Source organism: Methylorubrum aminovorans (assembly GCF_022179725.1).
In the GTDB taxonomy this organism is placed as follows: Bacteria; Pseudomonadota; Alphaproteobacteria; order Rhizobiales; family Beijerinckiaceae; genus Methylobacterium; species Methylobacterium aminovorans.
Window position 1 is genome coordinate 1 of sequence record NZ_BPRC01000048.1, and the last position, 18,976, is coordinate 18,976.

Below are 18,976 nucleotides of genomic sequence, written 5' to 3' on the forward strand. Positions count from 1 at the left end.
TCAAAGAGTGGCGCGCCGTCGCCACCCGCTACGAGAAGACCGCCGTCAGCTTCGCCGGTGTCCTCTGCCTCGCCGCAACACTCGACTGGCTCAGGTGACGACAGGCCCTAGCTCATTGCAAGGGCGGCAGGCTCATCTCTCGCAGGTTACTCATCAGGCGCTCGATCTGTCCAGCGAGGTCGTGGTCGGCTGGATCGTGGCCGGCGCGCATGTCCTCAATCATGGCGCGCACATCGCCGCCGTAGGGCTCGGCGATAACGGTCAAGCAGTCAACGAGCTGCGCGTCGAGCTGCGCGTCTGTGAGGTGGCTGAGCGCGCTCTGGCTGGCCTTCTGCTCCAGCTTGCGCAGGCGCATGTCGATGACGCGGCTTGTCATTGCTGCTCCCTCTGCTCCAGGCGCTCGATGCGCTCCTGAAGGTCTCGGACTTCGATGGTCCGGGCGTGCGCCTCAACAGCGCGGCCGATGTCGGCGGCCTCTGACGGGGTGATCTCACCAGATGCGACAGCCTGGAGGAGAGCGGCGCTCGCCTTCGGCATGTCGGCGGTGGTCTCGATGGTCGGCAGGTCGAAAGTGACGTGCCGATCCTTGCGGACAGGGAGAAGCCGGTCGAGGCACATGCGCAAGGCTACGGGGTCGCCTTCTTTAGCCAACTCGATCGCCTTGCGGGTCAGGGTCTCGGCCTCGCCCTCAAGCAGCGCCTGCATGTCGAGGGTCGTTCGGTTGCGGGCACCTTTCGGCCGGCCAGCCGGGTTGCCGCTCTGCCCCTCCTCGAATGGTCTGCCGCGGATCGTCATGCTTTGGTCCTACATTGCTACAACGTTACAGCATATCTCCGGCGCTGCGCTCGGCTCGCTGTAACAACAACATGGAAACAGTGGAGTGCCTGCGCCAACCGCCGAGATCACGGCGCGCCACTCGGGCTGAACTGGGTGAGCAGATCTACCGTGTTGATTGCGGTATTGCCGACGATCTGCGCCAGGGCGCGCCCTTCGTCGGTGTCAGGGAACGAGCCAAGGCAACCGACTTGCTCGCCGCGGTATTCGAGGACGACGAGGAGAGGAGAGCCGGGCGCCTCGCCCTGGATCAGGCGGGCAGCGATGTCCACGAGGGCCGGCGGGCCGAGAACGGGCTTCCGGCGGTGCTCGGCAAGGCTGACCACGTTCGCGGGCGTGTCGTCGGTCATTCTGCGGTCTCCGAGGTGGGGGTCGTCGTAGCGGTGGCGTCGGCTTTCAGGCCCTCTGCCAGCCCGCGCAGAGCCTCGATCGCTGCGCGCTGGCGGAGCTTGCCGGCGTCACCGCGCAGCTCGATCTCCGTCGCGGCGATAAGCGCCATGTGAGAGGCGTGGAGGATGCCGGCACGGAAGGCTGCGAGTTCGTGAGGGTTCATTGCGCGCCATCCCGAAGCTGATCGAAGAGCGCGGCCAGCTCCTCGTCGTAGTCGTCCATCTCGTCGCCTTCGGGCAGGGCGAATTGCTCCACGGCCCCGTCCCTCCTGCGGATGATGCACCACGCGACCATCCCCGGCTCTGGCGGGACCGGCCACGCATGGAACTCAGCGGGTGGCTGACGGCGCATGCGGAACTCACGGTCCGGGTTGTTGTGGAACCACTGGCTGTCGATCTCGGTCGGGATCATCTCGGCTCCTCAGGCTGCAGGCGGTGTGGCAGCTTCGAACTCGGCCATCTCCTCGTTGGTCGCGGCGACGGCGGAGCACCACTGCATGTGAACCGGGATCGGCATCTCGTACTGCGGCACCTCGTAGGGGCCGAGCGCATCCCGCCGGACTGTCGTGCCGGTTTGTTCAATCAGTCCAGCGTCGAGCAAGTTTCGGCGCACCTTCGGGTGCATAGCCGGCAGGGTGTCACCGCAGCAGATGGCGTCGAGGGCTCGGCGCTCGGCCGGTGTGCGGCCAGGATGGGGCGGGCGCGATTGTGAGCGGGGCATTGAGGCTCCTCAGGCTGCGGAACGGTGAAGGGCGGCGAAGCTGGCGAGCACGCTGCGCCGATCGAGGGTGGCGAGGCGGTTCAGGGCCGCGAGCGCCGGCACCAATGCGGCGGCGTCTTTCTCGGCACGGTAGAGCAGATCCCCAAGCCGTTTGCCGCGTGGGCCAGTGGTAAGGCGGACAATCGCCCGGAGGCTGCGGAGGCGAGCCACACGCTCGGCAGCGTCGATACGGTCGGACCACGGCCCGAACCGATCGGCAGTGGGGATCTCGGCCACCGGATCAAGCGTAGCGGGACAATCGGGACATTTGTCCCCTTTGTCCCGGCTGTAAGGGGGGACAGACGGGACAGGGACACTAGGAGTGTCCCGTCTGTCCCGTCCCGGCTGCCCGACGGGGTGTCCGGTCGAAATGTCCCGGCTGGCGGCGATCTCAGGCATCGGCCACCATCCAGAAATGCTCGTTGCCGGCGATCTCGCGGACAGCGATCAGCCCCTTGCCCTGCGCCGCCTTCACAGCCCGCTGGAACGCCTTCTTCTTGGCCTCGGTGCGCTTGACCTCGGTCTCGCCGTCGGCGGCGTAGCTGCTCACAAATGCCGTGCGGACGTGGCTGCTCAGGACTGTGCGCAGTTCGGGGCCATCGTTGCCGAAGGGGCGATTCTCCTTGCCGTGGTCGATCAGGGTCGTGACCATGGCCGCTTGGATCACCCGCAGGGAGGTCGGCCATTTCTGCTTCACGGCCTCGACTGCCGCGGCGCTGGTGCGATCAGTCTGCCAATCCACGATGCACGTCGTGATCGGGTCGTCCCAACGGTCTATTCCGATCTCGATAGGCTGGAGGGCGTAGGGGGTCTCTTGTCCGATCCGGCCGCCGCGAAGCTTGCGGACAGCCATGCGAGTGTTGCTGACGTTGCCGGCCGGGTCGCGCTCGGCGAGCATGGCGAGCACCACGTCGGCGGCGGCCTCCTTGGCGGATGAGCCGCGCGTGCCGGTCCCCGTTGATTTGCCGAAGTGATCCACGCCAAAGACGAAAGCGCCCGTGCGGTGGCTCAGGCGCTCAAGGGCGTTCATCACCCGCTGCGCCTCGGCGGCGCTGTTCTCGTCATCGAAGCCGGCGCCGGCCGCGACGGTATCGAGCACGATCAGGGCGAGCGGCATGTCATACCGGGTGCGCAGCTCATCGGCCGCTTGCTCGGCCACCTTCGCCAGGATCTCGACCGCCTCGGCCTCGACAAGGCGGGGGCATTCCTCGATCCAGGCAAAAGGAAGGTCGTCGGGATCTACGGTCGGGTTGCCTCCTGCGGTTTCAGCGAGTGCGTCGCCTGCGATCTTGCCGTTGACGAGGCCCCGCAGGCGGATTGGAATTTCAAAGGCGCCTTCCGGGGCGATAAATAGGATACCGCCCCGGCGGATGACGCGGCGGCCAGCGAAGGGCTGACCGGTCATCGTGGATGCGCACAGGTCCAGCACGCCGAACGTCTTTTCGGAACCCCACTGGCCGGAAAGCAGTCCCTTGCCGGTCTCGGGCACGAGGTCTTTCACCAGCCACGCGCGATCCGCGTTCGGGTCTGCGTCGCGGTGCCAGCGCAGGGCCGGCTGCTTGATGGTCCCGGCCCCTGGCTTTTTCTCGGCTTCGGGCAGCGGCGGATAGCGCTCCGGCTCCTCGTCTTCCAACAAGGGGGCGAAGGGGCGGCTCTCGAAATAGGCGGACGCTTCGCGGGGGTTGAAGCTCATGCTGCGGCGCCTCCCGCTTGGATCGCGTCGTTCAGGTCGCCAGAGACGCGGGGTAGGATGATTTCGACGGCTCGCTCGGCGCGATGCCAGCGGGTTCCAACCTCGCGGCAGGCGCTCGCGCTGGCACCGCTGTCTCCGGTCTCGCTCAACACCGTCAGGCCCTCGACGCCCGACAGGACGGGAAAGGTGCGGATCGCATCGACGCTGCCGAGCGCCCAGGCGGGGCGGATGCCGAGTTGCCGGGCACTAAGGCTCGTCTCGATGCCTTCGCCGATCGCGAGCCCGAAGCTGACGGCCTCGCACGGGTCCAGCATGATCGCGGCGCCGGCCGCGATCCCGAGCATCTTGCGCCCGATCTTCTGCCCGTCCGTCGTCAGGGCGGTGCGATGAATGCCGATGATCTCGCCGGTCTCGAAGTTGCGGAAGGCAGCGACCATCGCCTGGACGAGGCCAGTCCCCCACGGGCAGCGCGGGTGAAACCGGATCGCCTCGCCGGCAATCTCGTCGAAGAGGTCGAGGCCACGGGACCGCAGGTAATCAGATACGATAGTGCCGCGCGGATCGGTGGCCGCGTTCCAGATCGTGAGGGCGCTGCGCTGGCGCCGCGCGTCGTCTTCAGCCTCACGACGCTCGCTCTCGATCCGCCTCTGTCGGCGGCGCATCGCGTCAAGTGGATCGGGCTCGTGCCGCTCCTTGCGTTCGCGCCATTGATCGGACGGCAGTCCGAGGGCAGAGGCAACGTGCTCCTCGCAGTCGTGCCAATCGTCGCCGCAGTAGCTATGAACGACGAACCCTTTAGGGGAGGTCGTCGCCAGCCTCACAGATAGGCTTTGATCCTTCCGGATATGGCCGGGGCCAGGCGCCAAAACCTGCCGACCATGGACCTTGCCGCCCAACGCGTGGGCAATTTCGAAGAGGGTCAGTGACACCATGCACTCACCTCCATCGAGAAGGCGATTGCTGATTGCGCCGCGCTGGTGCTGGCCCTATTTTGGGTTCTGGTTCTTTGCCGAGCCGTTGATTCAGCGCCGGTGCGGGCTCCAACCCCCGCAGCGGCGTTTGCTTTCCCGGTACGCACATCCCGCTCCTTTCGCGGTTGTGCGGTGGGGAACAAGGGCACGCTAAATCAGTAAGTTACGAGCGCTTCCCAAGCTGAATGTCGTCGGCTCGATCCCGATCGCCCGCTCCAACTAAACCGCTGAAGCTTCAGCCTTTTCAATGCCCTGCCGCTGACCTGGGTCGGCCCCTGTGCCAGGGCCGGCGGATCGCGTGACGCGTCCGCCTGGAGCGTGTCGCCGACGCCCGGCAGCCGCGCCGCAATGCCGGATTCGGCCGCGCCCCGTAACGCTTCACCACCGAAGACGCCTGGATCGCGCTGCAAAACCTCTACCCCGCATCTCAACCGTGGCGGAGCCTGGGCATCATCCCGGCTCGCGGGCCAGGGCATCGAGGGCTTGGGCAAGACCGCGGAACGACAACGGGATCGTGATCTCCTGGCCACCCGCGTTCTTGAACGCGATCCGTCCCGGCCCGGCCGCTCCGCGCCAGCGTCGGAGCGTCTCTTCCTTGACGGCCGCATCCGCCACGCAGACGCCGGGCAGGCAGCGCCGCCACGCCAGATCGACCCCCGTCGTGTCCTTCTCGTCCATCAGCACGCGCACGCTGCTGGGGAAAGCGACATTGGGCGGCAGCAGGGCCGTGATCTGTTGCGGCTGACCGGCGCCGACCCGCCCGACCGCGATCTGCGCAATCGGCTGGGTCTGCCCCTGGACCTGTATCGATTGCGCGACTTCGCAGACCCGCACCGGCTTCTCGGCCGTGCCGCCGCGCTGGCACCGCATCACCCAGTCGCCGTAGCTCGCCGAGGTCGAGCCGGGCTCCGCGGGCACGGGCGGTTCCGTGGATGCCGCCTGCGCCAGGCCCGGACCGGAGACGAGGAACGCGGCAGCCAGGGTGCCGGCTGCGAGGATCAGGACCGTCTTCTTCGTCGAGCGCATTGTCACACTCTTACCAGCGATAGAGGAAGCCGCCCTTGACGCCGTGGATCTGGGTGCGATCCGCGCCGATCTGGCCAGTATAGGCAAGCGACAGCGTCGTCTCCGACGCCACCTGCCAATCGAGGCCCGCCTGCGCCACCACGGCGTCGCGTGCGACCGGGACGCCGGCCGTCAGGAAGGTCTGACCGGCCGCACCGAAGCTGAACAGGGTCGAGGGCAGAACATCGCCGTAGGCACGGCGGTAGCCGACGAGCCCGCGCACGAAGATCGGCGTCGTCGAGCCGAAGAGCGCGCCGATCTGCCCCTGGGCCTGCACACCCACCGTCGCGGTCGCGACGTCGTAGTCCTGCCCGGTGCCGGTCAGGGCCGCCGCGCCGCCGCGCTCGGTGAAGCCGTCGCGGCCGACCCGGATCGCCGCCCCGCCGACGAACGGCTCGACATGACCGATCTCGGACTGGAAGCGATAGCCGACCTCGGCGAAGGCTTGGCCGAGCGAACCGCCGTAGCGGGCGCCGGCGTTGTCGGAGAAGCCGGGGACGATCACCGCGCGGCTGGTGGCGAGGCTCGAGCCGGCATAGGCGCCGCCGAGGCGCAGCTGCACCGGTCCGAAGCCGGCGCCGGCATAGAGCGCGCCGTAGCCGCTCTCCACTGTGGCGGTGGATTGGCGGGCGGTGAGGTCGAGGGTGTTGAAGGTGTAGCCGCCGGCCACGCCGACGTGCCAGCGCTCGTCGAAGCGGGTATCCGCCCCGAGCACGAAGCCCGAGGTCTGCTGACCGAGCCGTGCGGCGTTGCCGTCCCCGCCGGTCGAACCGAACGAACCGAAGCCCTGGCCCCAGAGCGCGACCGGATTCGGCACCACGAGCTGGGTCGAGACCGGGACCGGATCCGTGGGGCGGCCCGGAAGATCGGCGGTGTAGACCGCCGGCAGGGTGGTGCCGGGGGCGAAGCGCTGGCCGATGCCCTGCGCACCGATCCCGCCGAAGCTCGGCGTCTCGCCGAAGCGCAGACGGTCGAGGATCGCCTCGCGCACGAGGTAGCCGGTGTCGAACTGGCTCGTCACCGCGCTCGAATGGATCTCACCCGAGAGCGCATCGAAGGCTTGGCGGGCCTGGGGGGCCGAGAGCACGGCGATCCCGTCGTAGAGCCGCGTGCCGACCCCCTGTGCCTGAGCGGCGGCCGCGACGTTGCCCTGGTTGCGCGTGGCCGCAACGGTGCCGAACTGCAGGTCGTTGCGGGCCAGCGTCAGGAAGGCCGTGTTGGCATCGTAGGTCAGGGACGGCGTGAGGAAGGCGAAGTTCGCGGTGACGCCCGCGAACTGCCCGGTGACGCCGCCGGCCGCCGAGAGGATGGTGTAGCGCGTCCGCGGCGCGTAGAGGCCCGTCCCCGCCGTGACCTGTACCGTCCCGCCCTGCAGCGTCGCCGTCCCAGCGGCGGCGGTGCGGTCGGACTCGCCGGAGGCGGTGACATCGACCCGGTACTGCGAGCCGGCCGCGAAGAGCACGGGGCCGGTGACCGACACCGCGCCGAGCGTGCCGGCTCCGTCCGGGCTGGCGCTGGCGCCACCGAGGACCGTCAGGGTCCGGATCGAGCCGGAGCCGACGAAGCGGGCGCCGTCGGCGACCGTCACCGCCGAGGCGAGCGTGCCCCTCAGGTTCAGCGTTCCGTCGTTGACGAGGGTGGCGCCGGTATAGGTGCTGACGCCCGATAAGGTCAGCGTCCCGCTGCCGACCTTGGTCAGGGAGGTGGCGCCCGCCCCGTCCGCGATCGTCCCGGCGTAGCTCGTCGAGCTGTTGTCCGCGCCGACGGTGAGGCGGCCGTTGCGCAGAACCGCGTTCGTGCCTGTCCCCGACAGCGAGCCGAGGCTGAGCGCCGTGCCGCCGAGATCGGCGGTTCCGTCATTGGTGAAGGCGGTGATGCCGCTCGTCGTGCCGGTGAGCGTGAGGCTGCCGGCATTGCTCAGCACGCCGTTCAGCTCACCGGACATCTGCGCGGTGCCGGTATTCGCCAACCCGCCGTTGAGGACACCCGAGCTGACGAGCGTGCCCGCGTTCGAGAAGGGCTGCGACGCGGTCGAGACGGTGCCGGTATTGGTGAACCGGGCACCGGCCGCGTTCGTCACGTCCGCATTCAGGGCCCCGGCATTCGTGGCCGTGCCCGCATTGGCGAACAATCCCGCGATACGGAAGCGGCCGGTCCCGTCAATCCGGAGGGTCGCGCCGGATGCGTTCGAGAGCGGACCGTTGCCCGTAACCGTGCCGGTGATCGCGAGGGTCCCGGCCTCGTTGGCGACGGCCCCGTCGAGCCGGCCGGCCGACGCCGTCAGCGTGCCGGTGTTCGTCAGGCCGCCGGCGAGCGTGCCGGAGGTCGCGAAGGTGCCGGTATTCGTGACGCGTCCGGCGATGGTGCCGCCGTTGTCGGCCGTGCCGCTGTTCGTCAGCGTGCCCGCCAGTCGGCCGTTGTTGGCGAGGCGGCCGCTATTGGTGACGGCCCCTGCGATGGCGCCGGTGTTCGTGGCCGTGCCCGCATTCGTCAGCCCGGCCGCCAGAGTGCCCGCATTCGCGAAAGTGCCGCCGCCGGCGACCGACACGTCCGAAGTCAGCGAGCCGCCCGCCGCCAGCACGAGCGTGCCGGCGGTGACGGCGGTCGCCCCCGTGTAGGGGCTGGCGCCGGTCAGCGTCAGCGTTCCGCTGCCGGTCTTGGCCAGGAGCAGGCGGCCGCCGCCCGCCCCGTCCTGCAGGATACCGGCATAGGCGGCGCTGGCATCGCCCGAGCCGACGGTCAGGGTCGCGTCCCTGCCGCTGGCGTTCTGGACCACGGCGCCCAGGCCGGTGCCGGTCAGCGCGCTGAGGGCGAGGTCGTTGCCGGCCAGCGAGAGCGTGCCCTCGTTGGCAAAGCCGGTGATGCCGGTGAGCGGCCCGGTGAGCGTGAAGCGCGCCCCGGCCGCGTTCGAGACGGTGCCGTTGATCCGGCCCTGGGCCGTCACGGTGGCGCTGTTGGCGAGCGCGCCGTTCACGAGGCTGCCGGCATCGAGCGCCAGCGTGCCGCCGGTGACGGTGGCTCCGCCGTTGAACGTGCCCATGTTCGTCAGCGTGCCGGCGGTGTTGGTGACGCGCCCGGCGACGGTGCCGGTGTTGGCCGAAGTTCCGGCGTTCGTCAGATCGGCCGCGAGCGCACCGTTGTTGGTGAAGAAGGCCCCGCTTCTCACCCCCACGCCGGAGGCGAGACCGCCATCGTTGATGAGGGTCCCGTCCGCGACGGTCGTGCCGCCCGTGAAGCGGTTGTTCCCGGTGAGGGTGAAGCGGCCGGTTCCCGTCTTGATCAGCCCGCCGGCACCGCCGACGCCGCCGCCGAAGGTCGTGCTGCCGTTGTTGCCGCCCGTCGTCAGGCTCTGCCCGGCCAGGATCTCGACCGTGCCGCCGGTCGTGCCGCCCCCGGCCAGCGCGCCGATCGTCTCGGAATTCGTCACCAGAAGACGGGCGCCCGCTGCATCGGCAAGGGTGACCGGAGCGCTGTCGAGGATGGCGGCGCCGCCGCGGAGATCGACGGTGCCGTCGGCGATGGTCAGGGCGTTGAAGCTGTTGGCGCCCGTCAGCACCAGCGTGCCGGAGCCGACCGCCTTGTTCAGGCCGAGCCCGGTGATCGGAGCGGCGATCGTGGCGGTGACCGCGCGATCGACGCGCAGGGTGCTGAACCCGGCCGCTCCGTTCGGATCGCCCGTCAGGTTCAGGCTGCCGGCGGCGCCGGGGGTGAGGGTGTAGCCGTCGCCCGCGAATTGCAGGCCCTGCAGGTTCTGCTGACCCAGGACGGTGACGGTGCTCGCTCCGCCCGCACGCGGCGCGGTGAAGACGCCGAACTGGCCCAGCCAGTTCTGGTTCACCTGTCCGCCCACCGGATCGTCGGTCCAGTTCGCGTGGGTCGCGTTCCACACGCCCGAGCCACCGCGGGCGCCGGGCGTGCCGCCCGCGAGGCCGGAGACGTCGGTTCCATCCCAGTACTGCACGATCTGGCCGCCGAGGGCGATGCGGGCGTTGACCTGGCTCGGCCCGCCCGCGCCCGGCGCGACCGTGTAGATCGAGGCGGTGCCGTTGGCCGTGGTGACCGCGGCGAAGCCCGCATTCGCGGCGCCCGCGCTCGTGACCGTGCCGCCGACATCGTAGAGGCGGTAGAGACCGCTGGCGTTGGCGTTCTGCAGGGTGGCCGTGCCGCCATTGATCGCCAGGGTGCCGCCGACGTCGATCAGGTCGTTGGTGGCGCCGCCGACGACGTTGGGCGTACCGAGCCGGAAGATGTGGGTGGAGCCGGCATTGACCGTGTAGTTGCCGCCGACCGTGAGCGTTCCCGGCGGCTGAGAGGGAGCGACGCCGATGGAGGCGGTCCCGCCGCTGTTGACGAAGACCGCGCCGGCGATGGTCCCCGTGCCCTGCAGCGTGCCGCCCTCGTTGACGCTGACGACCGCCGTGTTGCCGGCGATGTCGCCGAAGGTACCGTTGACGCTGAGTCTGCCGGCATTGACGTTGGCTCTTCCGGTGAACGCCGTCGAGGCCCCCGTCAGAGTGACGGATCCGCTGCCGTTCTGATCGACGATGCCGGAGCCCGAGAGGGCAGGCGCGAAGGCGATCGCGTCCGAACGGTTGAAGGTCAGCCTGCCGTCGGCGACCACGCCCGACGTGCCGTCGATCGATCCGAGGGTGCCGCCGTCGCCGAGCTGCAGCCCGGTGCCGGCCGCGATCGTGGTCGCGCCGGTATAGGTGTTTGCGCCCGTCAGCGTCAGCGTGCCGGATCCGGCCTTGGTCAGGCCGAGCGCGCCGCCGCCCGCGCCGTCCTGCAGCAGGCCGCCATAGGTGCTGTCACCCGCCGCTCCCGTGCCGACGGTCAGCATCGCCGCCGTCGCGCTCGCATTTTGGACGCTGCCGTTGCCGCTGAGCGTGCCGACACCGAGACCGTTGCCGGCGAGCACAAGGGTGCCGTCGTTGCTGAGCCCCGTGAGGCCGGTGAGCGCGCCGGTGAGGGTGAAGCCGGCGCCGGGACCGTTGATGACGGCGCCGTTGATCCGGCCCTGGGCCGTCACGGCCGCACTGTTGCTCACCGTGCCGTTGACGAGGCTGCCGGCACCGAGCGCGAGCGTGCCGCCGGTGACGACGGCTCCGGCATTGAGCGTGCCGGTGTTGGCGCTCGTGCCCGCGCTCTGTGTGAGCAGGCCGCCGACGCTGCCGGAATTGGTGAAGAGGCCGGTATTGGTGACAGCGCCCAGGATGGCGGCGGCGTTCGAGGCCGTGCCGGCGTTGCCGAGGGCGCCGTCGAGCGTTCCCGTGTTGGTGAAGACGGCACCGGCCGCGTTCGTGACAGGGCCGTTGATCCGGCCCTGGGCCGTCACGGTCGCGCTGTTGGCGAGCGCGCCGTTCACGAGGCTGCCGGCATCGAGCACCAGGGTGCCGCCGGTGACGGTGGCGCCGCCGTTGAACGTGCCGGTGTTCGTCAGCGTACCGGCGGTGTTGGTGACGCGCCCGGCGATGGTGCCGGTGTTGGCGAAGCGGCCGCTGTTGGTGAGCGTGCCTGCGATGGCGCCGGTGTTCGTGGTCGTGCCCGCATTCGTCAGCCCGGCTGCCAGGGTGCCCGCATTGGAGAAGGCTGCGCCGCCGGCGACCGACACATCCGAGGTCAGCGAGCCGCCCGCCGCCAGCACGAGCGTGCCGGCGGTGACGCTGGTCGCCCCCGTATAGGTGTTGGTGCCCGCCAGCGTCAGCGTGCCGGCGCCGAGCTTGTTGAGGCCGATCGTCCCGCCCGTGCCGGTGAGAGCGTTGGCGATCGTCGCGCCGACCCCGCCGTCCACGGTCACGAAGCTCTGGTTCGGGGTCGAGAAGGGATCGCCCGTCAGGTTGAGCGTGCCCGCCCCGGCGAGCCGGTAGCCGTCCGTCACGAACTGCAAGCCCTGGACGTTCTGCGCGCCCGCGACCGTGACGGTCCCCGCCGTTCCCGCGAAGAGGCCGACGCCCGAGGCCTAGGCGGCGTTGACGGAACTGGTCGGCGAGCCCGTCCAGTTCGTGTTCGCCCCGTTCCAGACGGCCTTGCCGCCCTGGCCGCCTGCGCCCGTGCCCGTCGTGTCGGTGCCGTCCCAGTACTGCGCGATCTGGCCGGCATTGAGCAGGAACAGGTTCACCTGGTTGGGGATGGTCGTGTAGACCGTGGCGGAGATCGGGGTGGGGCTGGTCACCGCATCGAAGCGGCCGCTGAGCGTGCCGCCGTAATTGAAGAGCCGGTACGTGCCGGCGACGGGCGAGGCGGAAGGGTCGACCGCGTTGACGAGGCTGAGCGTGCCGGCCAGCGTCAGGTCGCCCCCGACCTCGATGAGGTCGTTCGTGGGCCCGCCCACGACACCCGGCGTTCCCAGCTCGAACAGCGAGGTCGAGCCGCTCGTCAGTCCGTAATTGCCGGCCACCGTGAGGGTGCCGGGCGAGTTGCCGGCCGAGACCGTGGCGCCGGAGGCGACGTTGACCGAGCCGGCGATGGTCCCCGAGCCGTGCAGGGTACCGCCGCTGTTGACATTGACGAGGGCGGAACGGGCCGCGGTGTCGCCGAAGGTGCCGTTGATCGCGAGGATGCCGGCGTTGACGTTGGCCGTGCCGGTGAACTGGCCTGCGCCCGCGCTGTTCGCGCCGGTGAGGGCGAGCAGGCCCGCGCCGTTCTGATCGAGCGTCCCGGTCCCGGTGATCGTGTTGGCGAGCGTCAAATCCGTCGCGCGGTTGACGGCGAGTGCTCCGGTCGCCCCGGCGATGGCGAGATTGCCCGTGAGGGTGCCGCTGTTCGCACCGAGGGTCAGCGTGCCCGCGTCGATCTGGATCGCGTTGCCGCCGGCCGCGCGCGCCGCGATGCTACCGCCGTTGTTCAGGACCGTGGTGCCGCCGCCGGCCAGACGCAGGCCGATCGCGCCCGAGACGCTGCCGCTTGCCCCGACCGTGACCGTATTGCCCGCGCCGCTGCCGGTCACGAAGATGCCGGCAGCGCCGGCACCGCCGGCCGTGATCGCGTCGTTGGCGGTTACAGCGACGGGACCCGCCCGGCCGGTCGCGACGAGGCCCGAGCCGTTCGTCGTGGCCACCGGACCGGCCGACACCGTGACGGTGCCGTTCCCTGTCGTGACGGCATTGATGCCGGTGGTGCCGGCGGTGATGCGGCCTCTTGCGGTCAGCGCGACATCGCCCGCGCCGGCGCTGTTGTTCTGAAGGCTTGCACCGACGCCCGTCGCATTGATCACGCCGCTCGTGACGGTGATGCTGCCGGCGCCGGAGCGCGTGGCGATGATGCCGGCATTGCCGACCGGGTCGTTCGCGCTCGTCCCGATCTGCCCGCCCGAGGTGTCGATGCCGATCGCGCCGATGCCGGAGGAGCCGGCATTGATCCCATCCCCGGTCGCTCGGATCGTACCGGCCGCCTGCACGATGCTGGTCGCGCCGTCTACGGTCGAAGTCGAGATGCCGCGCCCGTTTCCGCCCGTCAGGGATCCGCCGGTGACGATGTCGACCGTATTGGCGCCGTTGACCACGATGTTGAGAGCGCTGCCGCCGGTACCCGTCACCGCGCCGAGCGGGTTGGCCGACGTCCCGAGCGTCACGTTGCTCGCGACATTCAAGGCGCTGAGGCCGTCGCCGGAGGTCCCGGTGATGGAGCCGTTCCCGGTGATGCTCAGCCCTCCATTCGCCGCCCCGTTTCCGAAGAAGACGCCGGTGAAGCCGGTGATGGCGCCGGTGTTGACGAGGGTGGCGCCCGTGGGAACGAAGACGCCGCTTCCGCTCGCCCTGATCGTGCCCGAATTGATCAGGGTGGCCCCATCGATCCGGACGCCGTCCTGATTGGCCGTCTGGCTCGCCGTGATCGTCCCCGCATTGTCCAGCGTTCCTCCGGCGACGTAGGCCGCCGTCGCGAAGCCGCCGGGGACGGCCGGGACGCCTGCCGTGGTCAGGGTGCTGGTACCGGCAAGGGCGAGGCGGCCCGCATCGACCCGCAGCGAGACGCCGGAGAGCGCGCCCGCGAGCGTCACCGCGCCGGCACCGATCTGCCGCACCGAGCCGGTGCCCGTGATCGCGCCCGGGACGACGAGGAGGCTGTCCGTGCGGTTGAAGGTCAGTACGCCGTTGTTCGTGATGGCGCCGGGCAGGCTGCCTTGGCTGCCGCCCTCGCCGATCTGCAGCGTTCCTGCGGCGGCGACCGTCGTGGTCCCCTGGTAACCATCATTGTTGCCGGAGAGGACGAGCGTGCCCTGGTTAACGTTGATCGCGACGCCGTTCGACCCGAGGTCACTCACGCTGCCCGAGATGGTCCAGGTGCTGGTGCCTCTCTTGTTGATCGCGTCGAAGTTGCGGACGCTTCCGGGGATCAGCGCGGCGGAGCCGGCATCGCCCGCATCCCCCAGCAGGGACAGCGTGTTCGAACCACCCCCGCCATCGACGCTGCCCGTGAACCCGGCGCCCTTGTACATGTCGACGATGTCGTTGCCGCCGCCGGTCGCGATGCTGCCGAAGAATTGCGAGCCGCCGCGCAGCGCCACCGTGTCCTCGCCGTCACCGAGGGTGAGGTTGCCCAGGACCTCGCCCGTGGGGCCGTTCGTGAAATTGACGATGACGGCACCGCCGTTCCCGATGATCAGGCTGCCTCCATTTGCCCCGGCCTGGATCACGCCGTTGTTGACCACGGTGTTGGGGAGCTCATTGTCCCGCAGGGCCTGGAACCAGATGGTCGGAGTTCCGTCCTTCAGCGTCTCGAGGCGGCCGCCCTGATGGATGGTGATCCTGTTTCCGTTGCCGCGTGGATTGATGGCCTCGCCTGAGTTGTTCCCACTCTCCAAGCCCTTCGACTGAACAGTCCCGAATATGTCGATCTTCGAATCGCTTCCGACCTCGATCGTGTTGGCGCCGATATTGGTCGGCCCGTTGCCCCGATTGTCGCTCGTGACGGTCGCCCCCGCGCCGATCGTGATCTCGGCCTTGTCGCCCAGATTGATCGCCGTATTTGGGCTGTCGATGGTCGCCCCCCCGACGATCGTGATCGAAGTATCGTTGGGGCCGGCTCCCGTCCCGGAGCCGAAGCCGCTGTTCATCGTCCCGCTGCAGGTTACGGAACGCTTGCCGTCTACCGTAATCTCAACGCAGCCCGCACGTGCGGCCGATGCCGCCATGGCGACGCTCAGGGCGAGCAGCGAGACGCCCAAACGGACGCAGTCACGCAGCAAGCTGCGAAGCGGAATGTCTCTGCGCAGACGAATCAAATCGCGTGCGGGGTGTGGCTTTAACGAATTTTTTACATTACTCTGGGTCGCAATGAATTGGGAGAAGGCCATTTTTATCTGCCAATATAACCTTGGCCTTTGTTTACCATGATTGGTGTTTCACCACGGTGGTTTTTAGTAATTCGCCTCCAATGTTGTAACCTTGCAACAATTGATTTGAAGCGATACTCATGCGTATTCGACGATAGACTTTGCCATAGAAACGCTCCATCACAGTATCCGTACGCCTGCGATCACGCCGTCGCGGATTGAGGAAGCCGGCGCAAGCGTCATGAAGCCAACTCGATCAGTCGCGCGCGGCACGAACTCCTATACGGCGGATCGTGACCAGCCCTGAACTTCCTTGAAGCGAGGACAAGAACGGCTGCGCAGCGCGGTTCTTCAAGCGGATCGGCGCCGACATCCATCCTTGAGAGGCCGCCGAGCACGGCCGATGAGCTGGTGTGCGGCGCGAAGCTGAAGCCCCGGTATCGGGCTGGCGCGCCGCGTCGCGACTCGATCAGCCCCGGAAGGCGATGACGCCGGCTTTGGAACCGACCGAGGGACCGGACCATCGTCGTGGCGCGCCGGGCCGACGACAGGACCGGCTGTCCTCACACGAGCCTCGGCGGGCTCCTCCCGAACGCGTTGGCAAGCCTGTTCAGGCCGGATCAGACCCCGAACGGATTCCGGTCATGAACGGGGACGAACAGGGGAGGGGCACTCCGCAGCCAGAAGCTGTGGCGTGGGTCGGCCGGGAGGCGTAACAGGTTTCGGCCCCCATCAGGTCGCCTCGGACGTTTCCATATTCCCGCAACGGATTAGGTTCGCTATGTCTGGGCCGGCACAACGGACTCGCAAAGCAGAATGCTAAATCAGCTCCTTCGCTCAGCAACGTGGGCACCAACAATCGCCTTATCCTGGTTTTGGGGGCTCGGCTTCTTCTATGCGATCCATGTCACACTGACATACGGATGGCTCGGCTTCCTTGCCTTTGCTTTGCCGAATGCAGTCGGTCTTGGTTTATTTGGTTGGATCCTCGGCGCACCAGGACGAAGCCCCGACAAGATTATGGCGGCGATTCAGGGCCCCTACGCGGTTCTGTTCCTCGCCTGTCAGTTCCTCGCGGTTGCAATCACGATCTTCGGCTTCATCGCCTATGCTTGGATGCCCCTGTTCGGGCGGGACGCGGTGATTGGCTCGATCGCGCTCATCCTCGTGGCTTGCTCGATCGGACATGCGATCCCACTTCGTCGCATCAAGGTTCTGCACGGCGTCGTCCTGATCCTGGGCGTGTGCGCCGGCCTCGCGGCGGTCGCCGGACTGGCGAGCGGATCCGGCGGTCCCGGCGTCCCGCTGTCTTCCTTCGATCAGCGGTTCTACGGTCTCGTGCTTCCCTCGCTCGTCGGCTTTCTGCTCGGCCCCTGGATGGACGTGCAGCAGTGGCAGCGCGCGGTCGAGATTCACCGTGAGGGCGCGTCCGTCCGGACGGCCTATGCGATCGGGGCGGTCCTCTTCGTCGGCCTGCTGACCATCAATGCCCTGCTTGCATCCGCGGCGGGCCTGGGCGAGCCGGTCGTGTCGTTCGACGGCCTGCCCGGAGCCTACGCCGCCGTGGCGCAAGCCACGGAGCGGACTCACCTCGCGGGCGTGACGGCGGCCTTCCTGATCTGGACGGTCGTGGCGGCGGCCACCACGATCGACGGTTTCTACAGCGCGACGCGCTGGCTCATGACGGCCATCACGACGCGCAGCAACTCGCCGCTCCTTGCTTTCGTGCCGGCCTCCATGGTGTCGTCGCCGATCTGGATCCTGATGGCCGCCTTCACGGCCGCGGTCGTTGCGATCCAACTCAATCTCTCGCTGATGTACCTGATGGTGCCCTTCGCGACGCTCCTCGTCGGCGGAGCAGCCTGCCTGGTCTGCGAGACGCTCGGGGCCTCCCGGCGCTACGACCCGGTCCTCAGCTACATGATCGGTCTGGCCGCGAGCCTCGTCTTCCTGACCGGCTACATCGAGCCGAACGCAGCGTATCTGACCCTGGCGCCGGTCATCGGGCTCGTCGGCGCGCTGCCGATGATCGCGGAGCTGCTCGGCTTCAGTGACCGGCCGGCCGCGTCGGCGACGCCGGCACCGGTGCCGGCGGACGAGCCCGCCGCGCGGACGGTGGTGGTTGCCGTGCCCCGGGATGAGGCGATCGCCTCGCACGGCTTCGACGGGGAATGGTTCACCCTGAATCTGACCCCGACCTACGACGACACCAATTCCGTCGGGAACGTCTATTTCGCCAACTACGTCCGCTGGGTCGGCAAGGCGCGAGAGTTGTTCTTCAACACCTGCATGCCCGACTTCGACCTGAAATCGACGGATTTCTACGTGCTGACGAAGTCGTTCCAGCACGATTTCCGACGCGAGGCCGCCGAGTTCGAGCCCATCACCGTTCGTGTCCGCATCGCCAGCCACAACCGGAAATTCGTGACGCTCGCGCATGAAATCCATAGCGGGATCAACGGCCTACTCGGTCGCGGAGAGCAGTCCCTGATGTTCGTGGACACGGTCCAGTATCGCCCGCTGGATATACCACGGACCATCATCGAGGGCTTTCTTCCCTACTGGCCCAAAACCTCTCCGCACGCGACCTCGACCGTGCCGAGCCCGTTGGGCGCCGGGAGCATCAGCGTCTGAGCGGCACTCGAAAAAACTCCCGTCGCGCGTTGCCGCCAGAGCGAGAACGGTCGGTGACGGGAGTCTCGTGAGGCCCTCGAAAGGATCGCTCCACGAGGCGGTCGCCGGTCATCCGACGAGGACGATTCAAGAGGAAGACCAGAGAGCATCATCCTGGATCCGGTATCCGGATCGATGCTCTCGGCGGCCTCACACCAAATCCGATTGATCCCTTCGGAATGGCGGATTTGGCCGTCGCTCAAGCGCCGCGCGGGCGGAGCGGTCCGCTCCCCGCTCTGATCGAGCGGAAACCGTATCAGGCGGCCTGAATCTTCCCCCGCCGGAGGCCTTGCTGGCTCGCCAGGACATTGGCCTCCTCGGCCGGCACGGGTCTGCTGAACAGATAACCTTGGAGTTCGTGGCAACCCAGGCTCAGGAGGCATCGGCGCTGCGCCTCGGTCTCGACGCCCTCGGCAATGACCGTCATCTTGAGGCTTGTCGCGAGATCGATGATCGCGCGGACGATGGCCGCGCCGCTCTGCTCATGCGGGAGATCCCTGACGAAACACTGGTCGATCTTGATCTTGTCGAAGGCCAGTCGACGAAGGTAGCTCAAGCTGGAATAGCCGGTTCCGAAATCGTCGACGGAAAGCCGCACACCCCGTTCGCGCAGCTTGACCAGGGCGGTCTTGATGGCAGGCGTTGCCTCGAGGAACACCGACTCCGTGACCTCCAGCTCCAGCCGCGAGGCGGCCAAGCCGCTCTCCTGCAGCGCGGAGTTTACCAGGAGCACCAGATCCGAGTGACGGAACTGGATGGGTGACAGGTTCACGGCGACGCTGATGTCGCTGGGCCAAGCCGCGGCGATCACGCAGGCCTGCTGCAGGATCCACTCGCCCATCGGGATGATCACGCCCGTCTCTTCGGCCAGCGGGATGAAGTCGGCGGGCGAGACGAAGCCGCGTTTGGGGTGATTCCAGCGCACGAGCGCCTCGAAGGCCCGGATCCGGCCCTCCTTCGTCACGATGGGCTGGAAGTAGAGGAGGAATTCGTTGCGATCGAGGGCCCCTCGCAGCTCCGTCGACAATGCGCGCCGTGCCTCGATCCGCTCATCCATCTCGGCTTCGTAGAAGCGGTATCCGTTCCGGCCCTCACCCTTGGTTCGGTAGAGCGCGAGGTCGGCCCGCCGCATGATCTCCTCACCGCCGTCCTGGGGCGCGACGGCAATGCCGATGCTCACGCCGACACTCACCCGGATGCCGCTGATGGAAACGTATGGCCCGCCCCGTCCGCAAGTGGCTCTGGTTCCGCTGGTCTGGGCAGTCTGCACAAACGTATCCGGCCTTCCGGCGAGCCGTTGGCCAAGATGGAGATCCGCGC

14 protein-coding genes and 1 pseudogene are annotated in these 18,976 nt (G+C 68.3%); 2 read left to right on the forward strand and 13 right to left on the reverse strand.

The genetic code is table 11. The annotated features are described in order from the left end of the window. Positions 1-98 (forward strand): annotated as a pseudogene (locus MFF24_RS27095) (IS5 family transposase); the annotation flags it as partial. 14 nt (positions 99-112) lie between these two features. On the opposite strand, the gene MFF24_RS27100 reads toward MFF24_RS27095, so the two are convergent. From MFF24_RS27100 to MFF24_RS27155, 12 genes are all read right to left on the reverse strand, one after another. Beyond that, positions 113-376 carry a hypothetical protein gene (locus MFF24_RS27100; RefSeq protein WP_238229003.1) on the reverse strand — a complete coding sequence of 88 codons (264 nt, stop codon included), beginning with the start codon at positions 374-376 and terminating at the stop codon, positions 113-115. Beyond that, positions 373-795 carry a DUF5681 domain-containing protein gene (locus tag MFF24_RS27105; RefSeq protein ID WP_238229004.1) on the reverse strand — a complete coding sequence of 141 codons (423 nt, stop codon included), beginning with the start codon at positions 793-795 and terminating at the stop codon, positions 373-375. The genes MFF24_RS27100 and MFF24_RS27105 overlap by 4 nt, the downstream gene beginning before the upstream one ends. Before the next feature lie 107 nt (positions 796-902). Then, entirely contained in the window at positions 903-1,184 is a 282-nt protein-coding gene (locus tag MFF24_RS27110) for a hypothetical protein (RefSeq protein ID WP_238229005.1), read from the reverse strand. Continuing rightward, positions 1,181-1,387 carry a hypothetical protein gene (locus MFF24_RS27115; RefSeq protein ID WP_238229006.1) on the reverse strand — a complete coding sequence of 69 codons (207 nt, stop codon included), beginning with the start codon at positions 1,385-1,387 and terminating at the stop codon, positions 1,181-1,183. Before MFF24_RS27115 ends, MFF24_RS27110 begins: the two co-directional genes overlap by 4 nt. Continuing rightward, entirely contained in the window at positions 1,384-1,635 is a 252-nt protein-coding gene (locus tag MFF24_RS27120; RefSeq protein WP_238229007.1) for a hypothetical protein, read from the reverse strand. Before MFF24_RS27120 ends, MFF24_RS27115 begins: the two co-directional genes overlap by 4 nt. A gap of 9 nt (positions 1,636-1,644) precedes the next feature. Then, positions 1,645-1,944, reverse strand: coding sequence for a hypothetical protein (locus MFF24_RS27125; RefSeq protein WP_238229008.1), 300 nt, complete (start codon positions 1,942-1,944; stop codon positions 1,645-1,647). A 9-nt stretch (positions 1,945-1,953) separates the two neighbouring features. Further along, positions 1,954-2,220 (reverse strand): hypothetical protein, encoded by a 267-nt coding sequence (locus MFF24_RS27130; RefSeq protein ID WP_238229009.1) that lies wholly within the window; start codon positions 2,218-2,220, stop codon positions 1,954-1,956. A 154-nt stretch (positions 2,221-2,374) separates the two neighbouring features. After that, complete coding sequence (locus MFF24_RS27135; RefSeq protein ID WP_238229010.1) at positions 2,375-3,676, reverse strand: ATP-binding protein; 1,302 nt, start codon at positions 3,674-3,676, stop codon at positions 2,375-2,377. Further along, positions 3,673-4,497: a DUF7146 domain-containing protein gene (locus MFF24_RS27140; protein WP_238229011.1), complete on the reverse strand. Its 825-nt coding sequence runs from the start codon at positions 4,495-4,497 to the stop codon at positions 3,673-3,675. The genes MFF24_RS27135 and MFF24_RS27140 overlap by 4 nt, the downstream gene beginning before the upstream one ends. Positions 4,498-5,097: 600 nt before the next feature. After that, entirely contained in the window at positions 5,098-5,673 is a 576-nt protein-coding gene (locus MFF24_RS27145; protein WP_238229012.1) for an invasion associated locus B family protein, read from the reverse strand. A gap of 10 nt (positions 5,674-5,683) precedes the next feature. Beyond that, entirely contained in the window at positions 5,684-11,590 is a 5,907-nt protein-coding gene (locus MFF24_RS27150) for an autotransporter-associated beta strand repeat-containing protein (RefSeq protein WP_238229016.1), read from the reverse strand. Between the two features lie 81 nt (positions 11,591-11,671). Then, positions 11,672-14,764, reverse strand: a complete 3,093-nt coding sequence (locus MFF24_RS27155; protein WP_238229013.1) for a beta strand repeat-containing protein — start codon at positions 14,762-14,764, stop codon at positions 11,672-11,674. Positions 14,765-16,003: 1,239 nt separating this feature from the next. Here MFF24_RS27155 and MFF24_RS27165 point away from each other — a divergent pair. Then, positions 16,004-17,617 carry an acyl-CoA thioesterase gene (locus tag MFF24_RS27165; protein WP_308445624.1) on the forward strand — a complete coding sequence of 538 codons (1,614 nt, stop codon included), beginning with the start codon at positions 16,004-16,006 and terminating at the stop codon, positions 17,615-17,617. A gap of 295 nt (positions 17,618-17,912) precedes the next feature. Here MFF24_RS27165 and MFF24_RS27170 read toward each other — a convergent pair. After that, positions 17,913-18,976 (reverse strand): putative bifunctional diguanylate cyclase/phosphodiesterase (locus MFF24_RS27170; protein WP_238229015.1); only part of this gene is annotated, 1,064 nt, incomplete at its 5' end.

Bases quoted from the DNA above. Each gene is read 5' to 3' on its own strand.
- MFF24_RS27100 (WP_238229003.1), bottom strand. From the start codon at position 376: ATGACAAGCCGCGTCATCGACATGCGCCTGCGCAAGCTGGAGCAGAAG.
- MFF24_RS27105 (WP_238229004.1), bottom strand. From the start codon at position 795: ATGACGATCCGCGGCAGACCATTCGAGGAGGGGCAGAGCGGCAACCCG.
- MFF24_RS27110 (WP_238229005.1), bottom strand. From the start codon at position 1,184: ATGACCGACGACACGCCCGCGAACGTGGTCAGCCTTGCCGAGCACCGC.
- MFF24_RS27115 (WP_238229006.1), bottom strand. From the start codon at position 1,387: ATGAACCCTCACGAACTCGCAGCCTTCCGTGCCGGCATCCTCCACGCC.
- MFF24_RS27120 (WP_238229007.1), bottom strand. From the start codon at position 1,635: ATGATCCCGACCGAGATCGACAGCCAGTGGTTCCACAACAACCCGGAC.
- MFF24_RS27125 (WP_238229008.1), bottom strand. From the start codon at position 1,944: ATGCCCCGCTCACAATCGCGCCCGCCCCATCCTGGCCGCACACCGGCC.
- MFF24_RS27135 (WP_238229010.1), bottom strand. From the start codon at position 3,676: ATGAGCTTCAACCCCCGCGAAGCGTCCGCCTATTTCGAGAGCCGCCCC.
- MFF24_RS27145 (WP_238229012.1), bottom strand. From the start codon at position 5,673: ATGCGCTCGACGAAGAAGACGGTCCTGATCCTCGCAGCCGGCACCCTG.
- MFF24_RS27155 (WP_238229013.1), bottom strand. From the start codon at position 14,764: ATGAACAGCGGCTTCGGCTCCGGGACGGGAGCCGGCCCCAACGATACT.
- MFF24_RS27165 (WP_308445624.1), top strand. From the start codon at position 16,004: ATGGCGGCGATTCAGGGCCCCTACGCGGTTCTGTTCCTCGCCTGTCAG.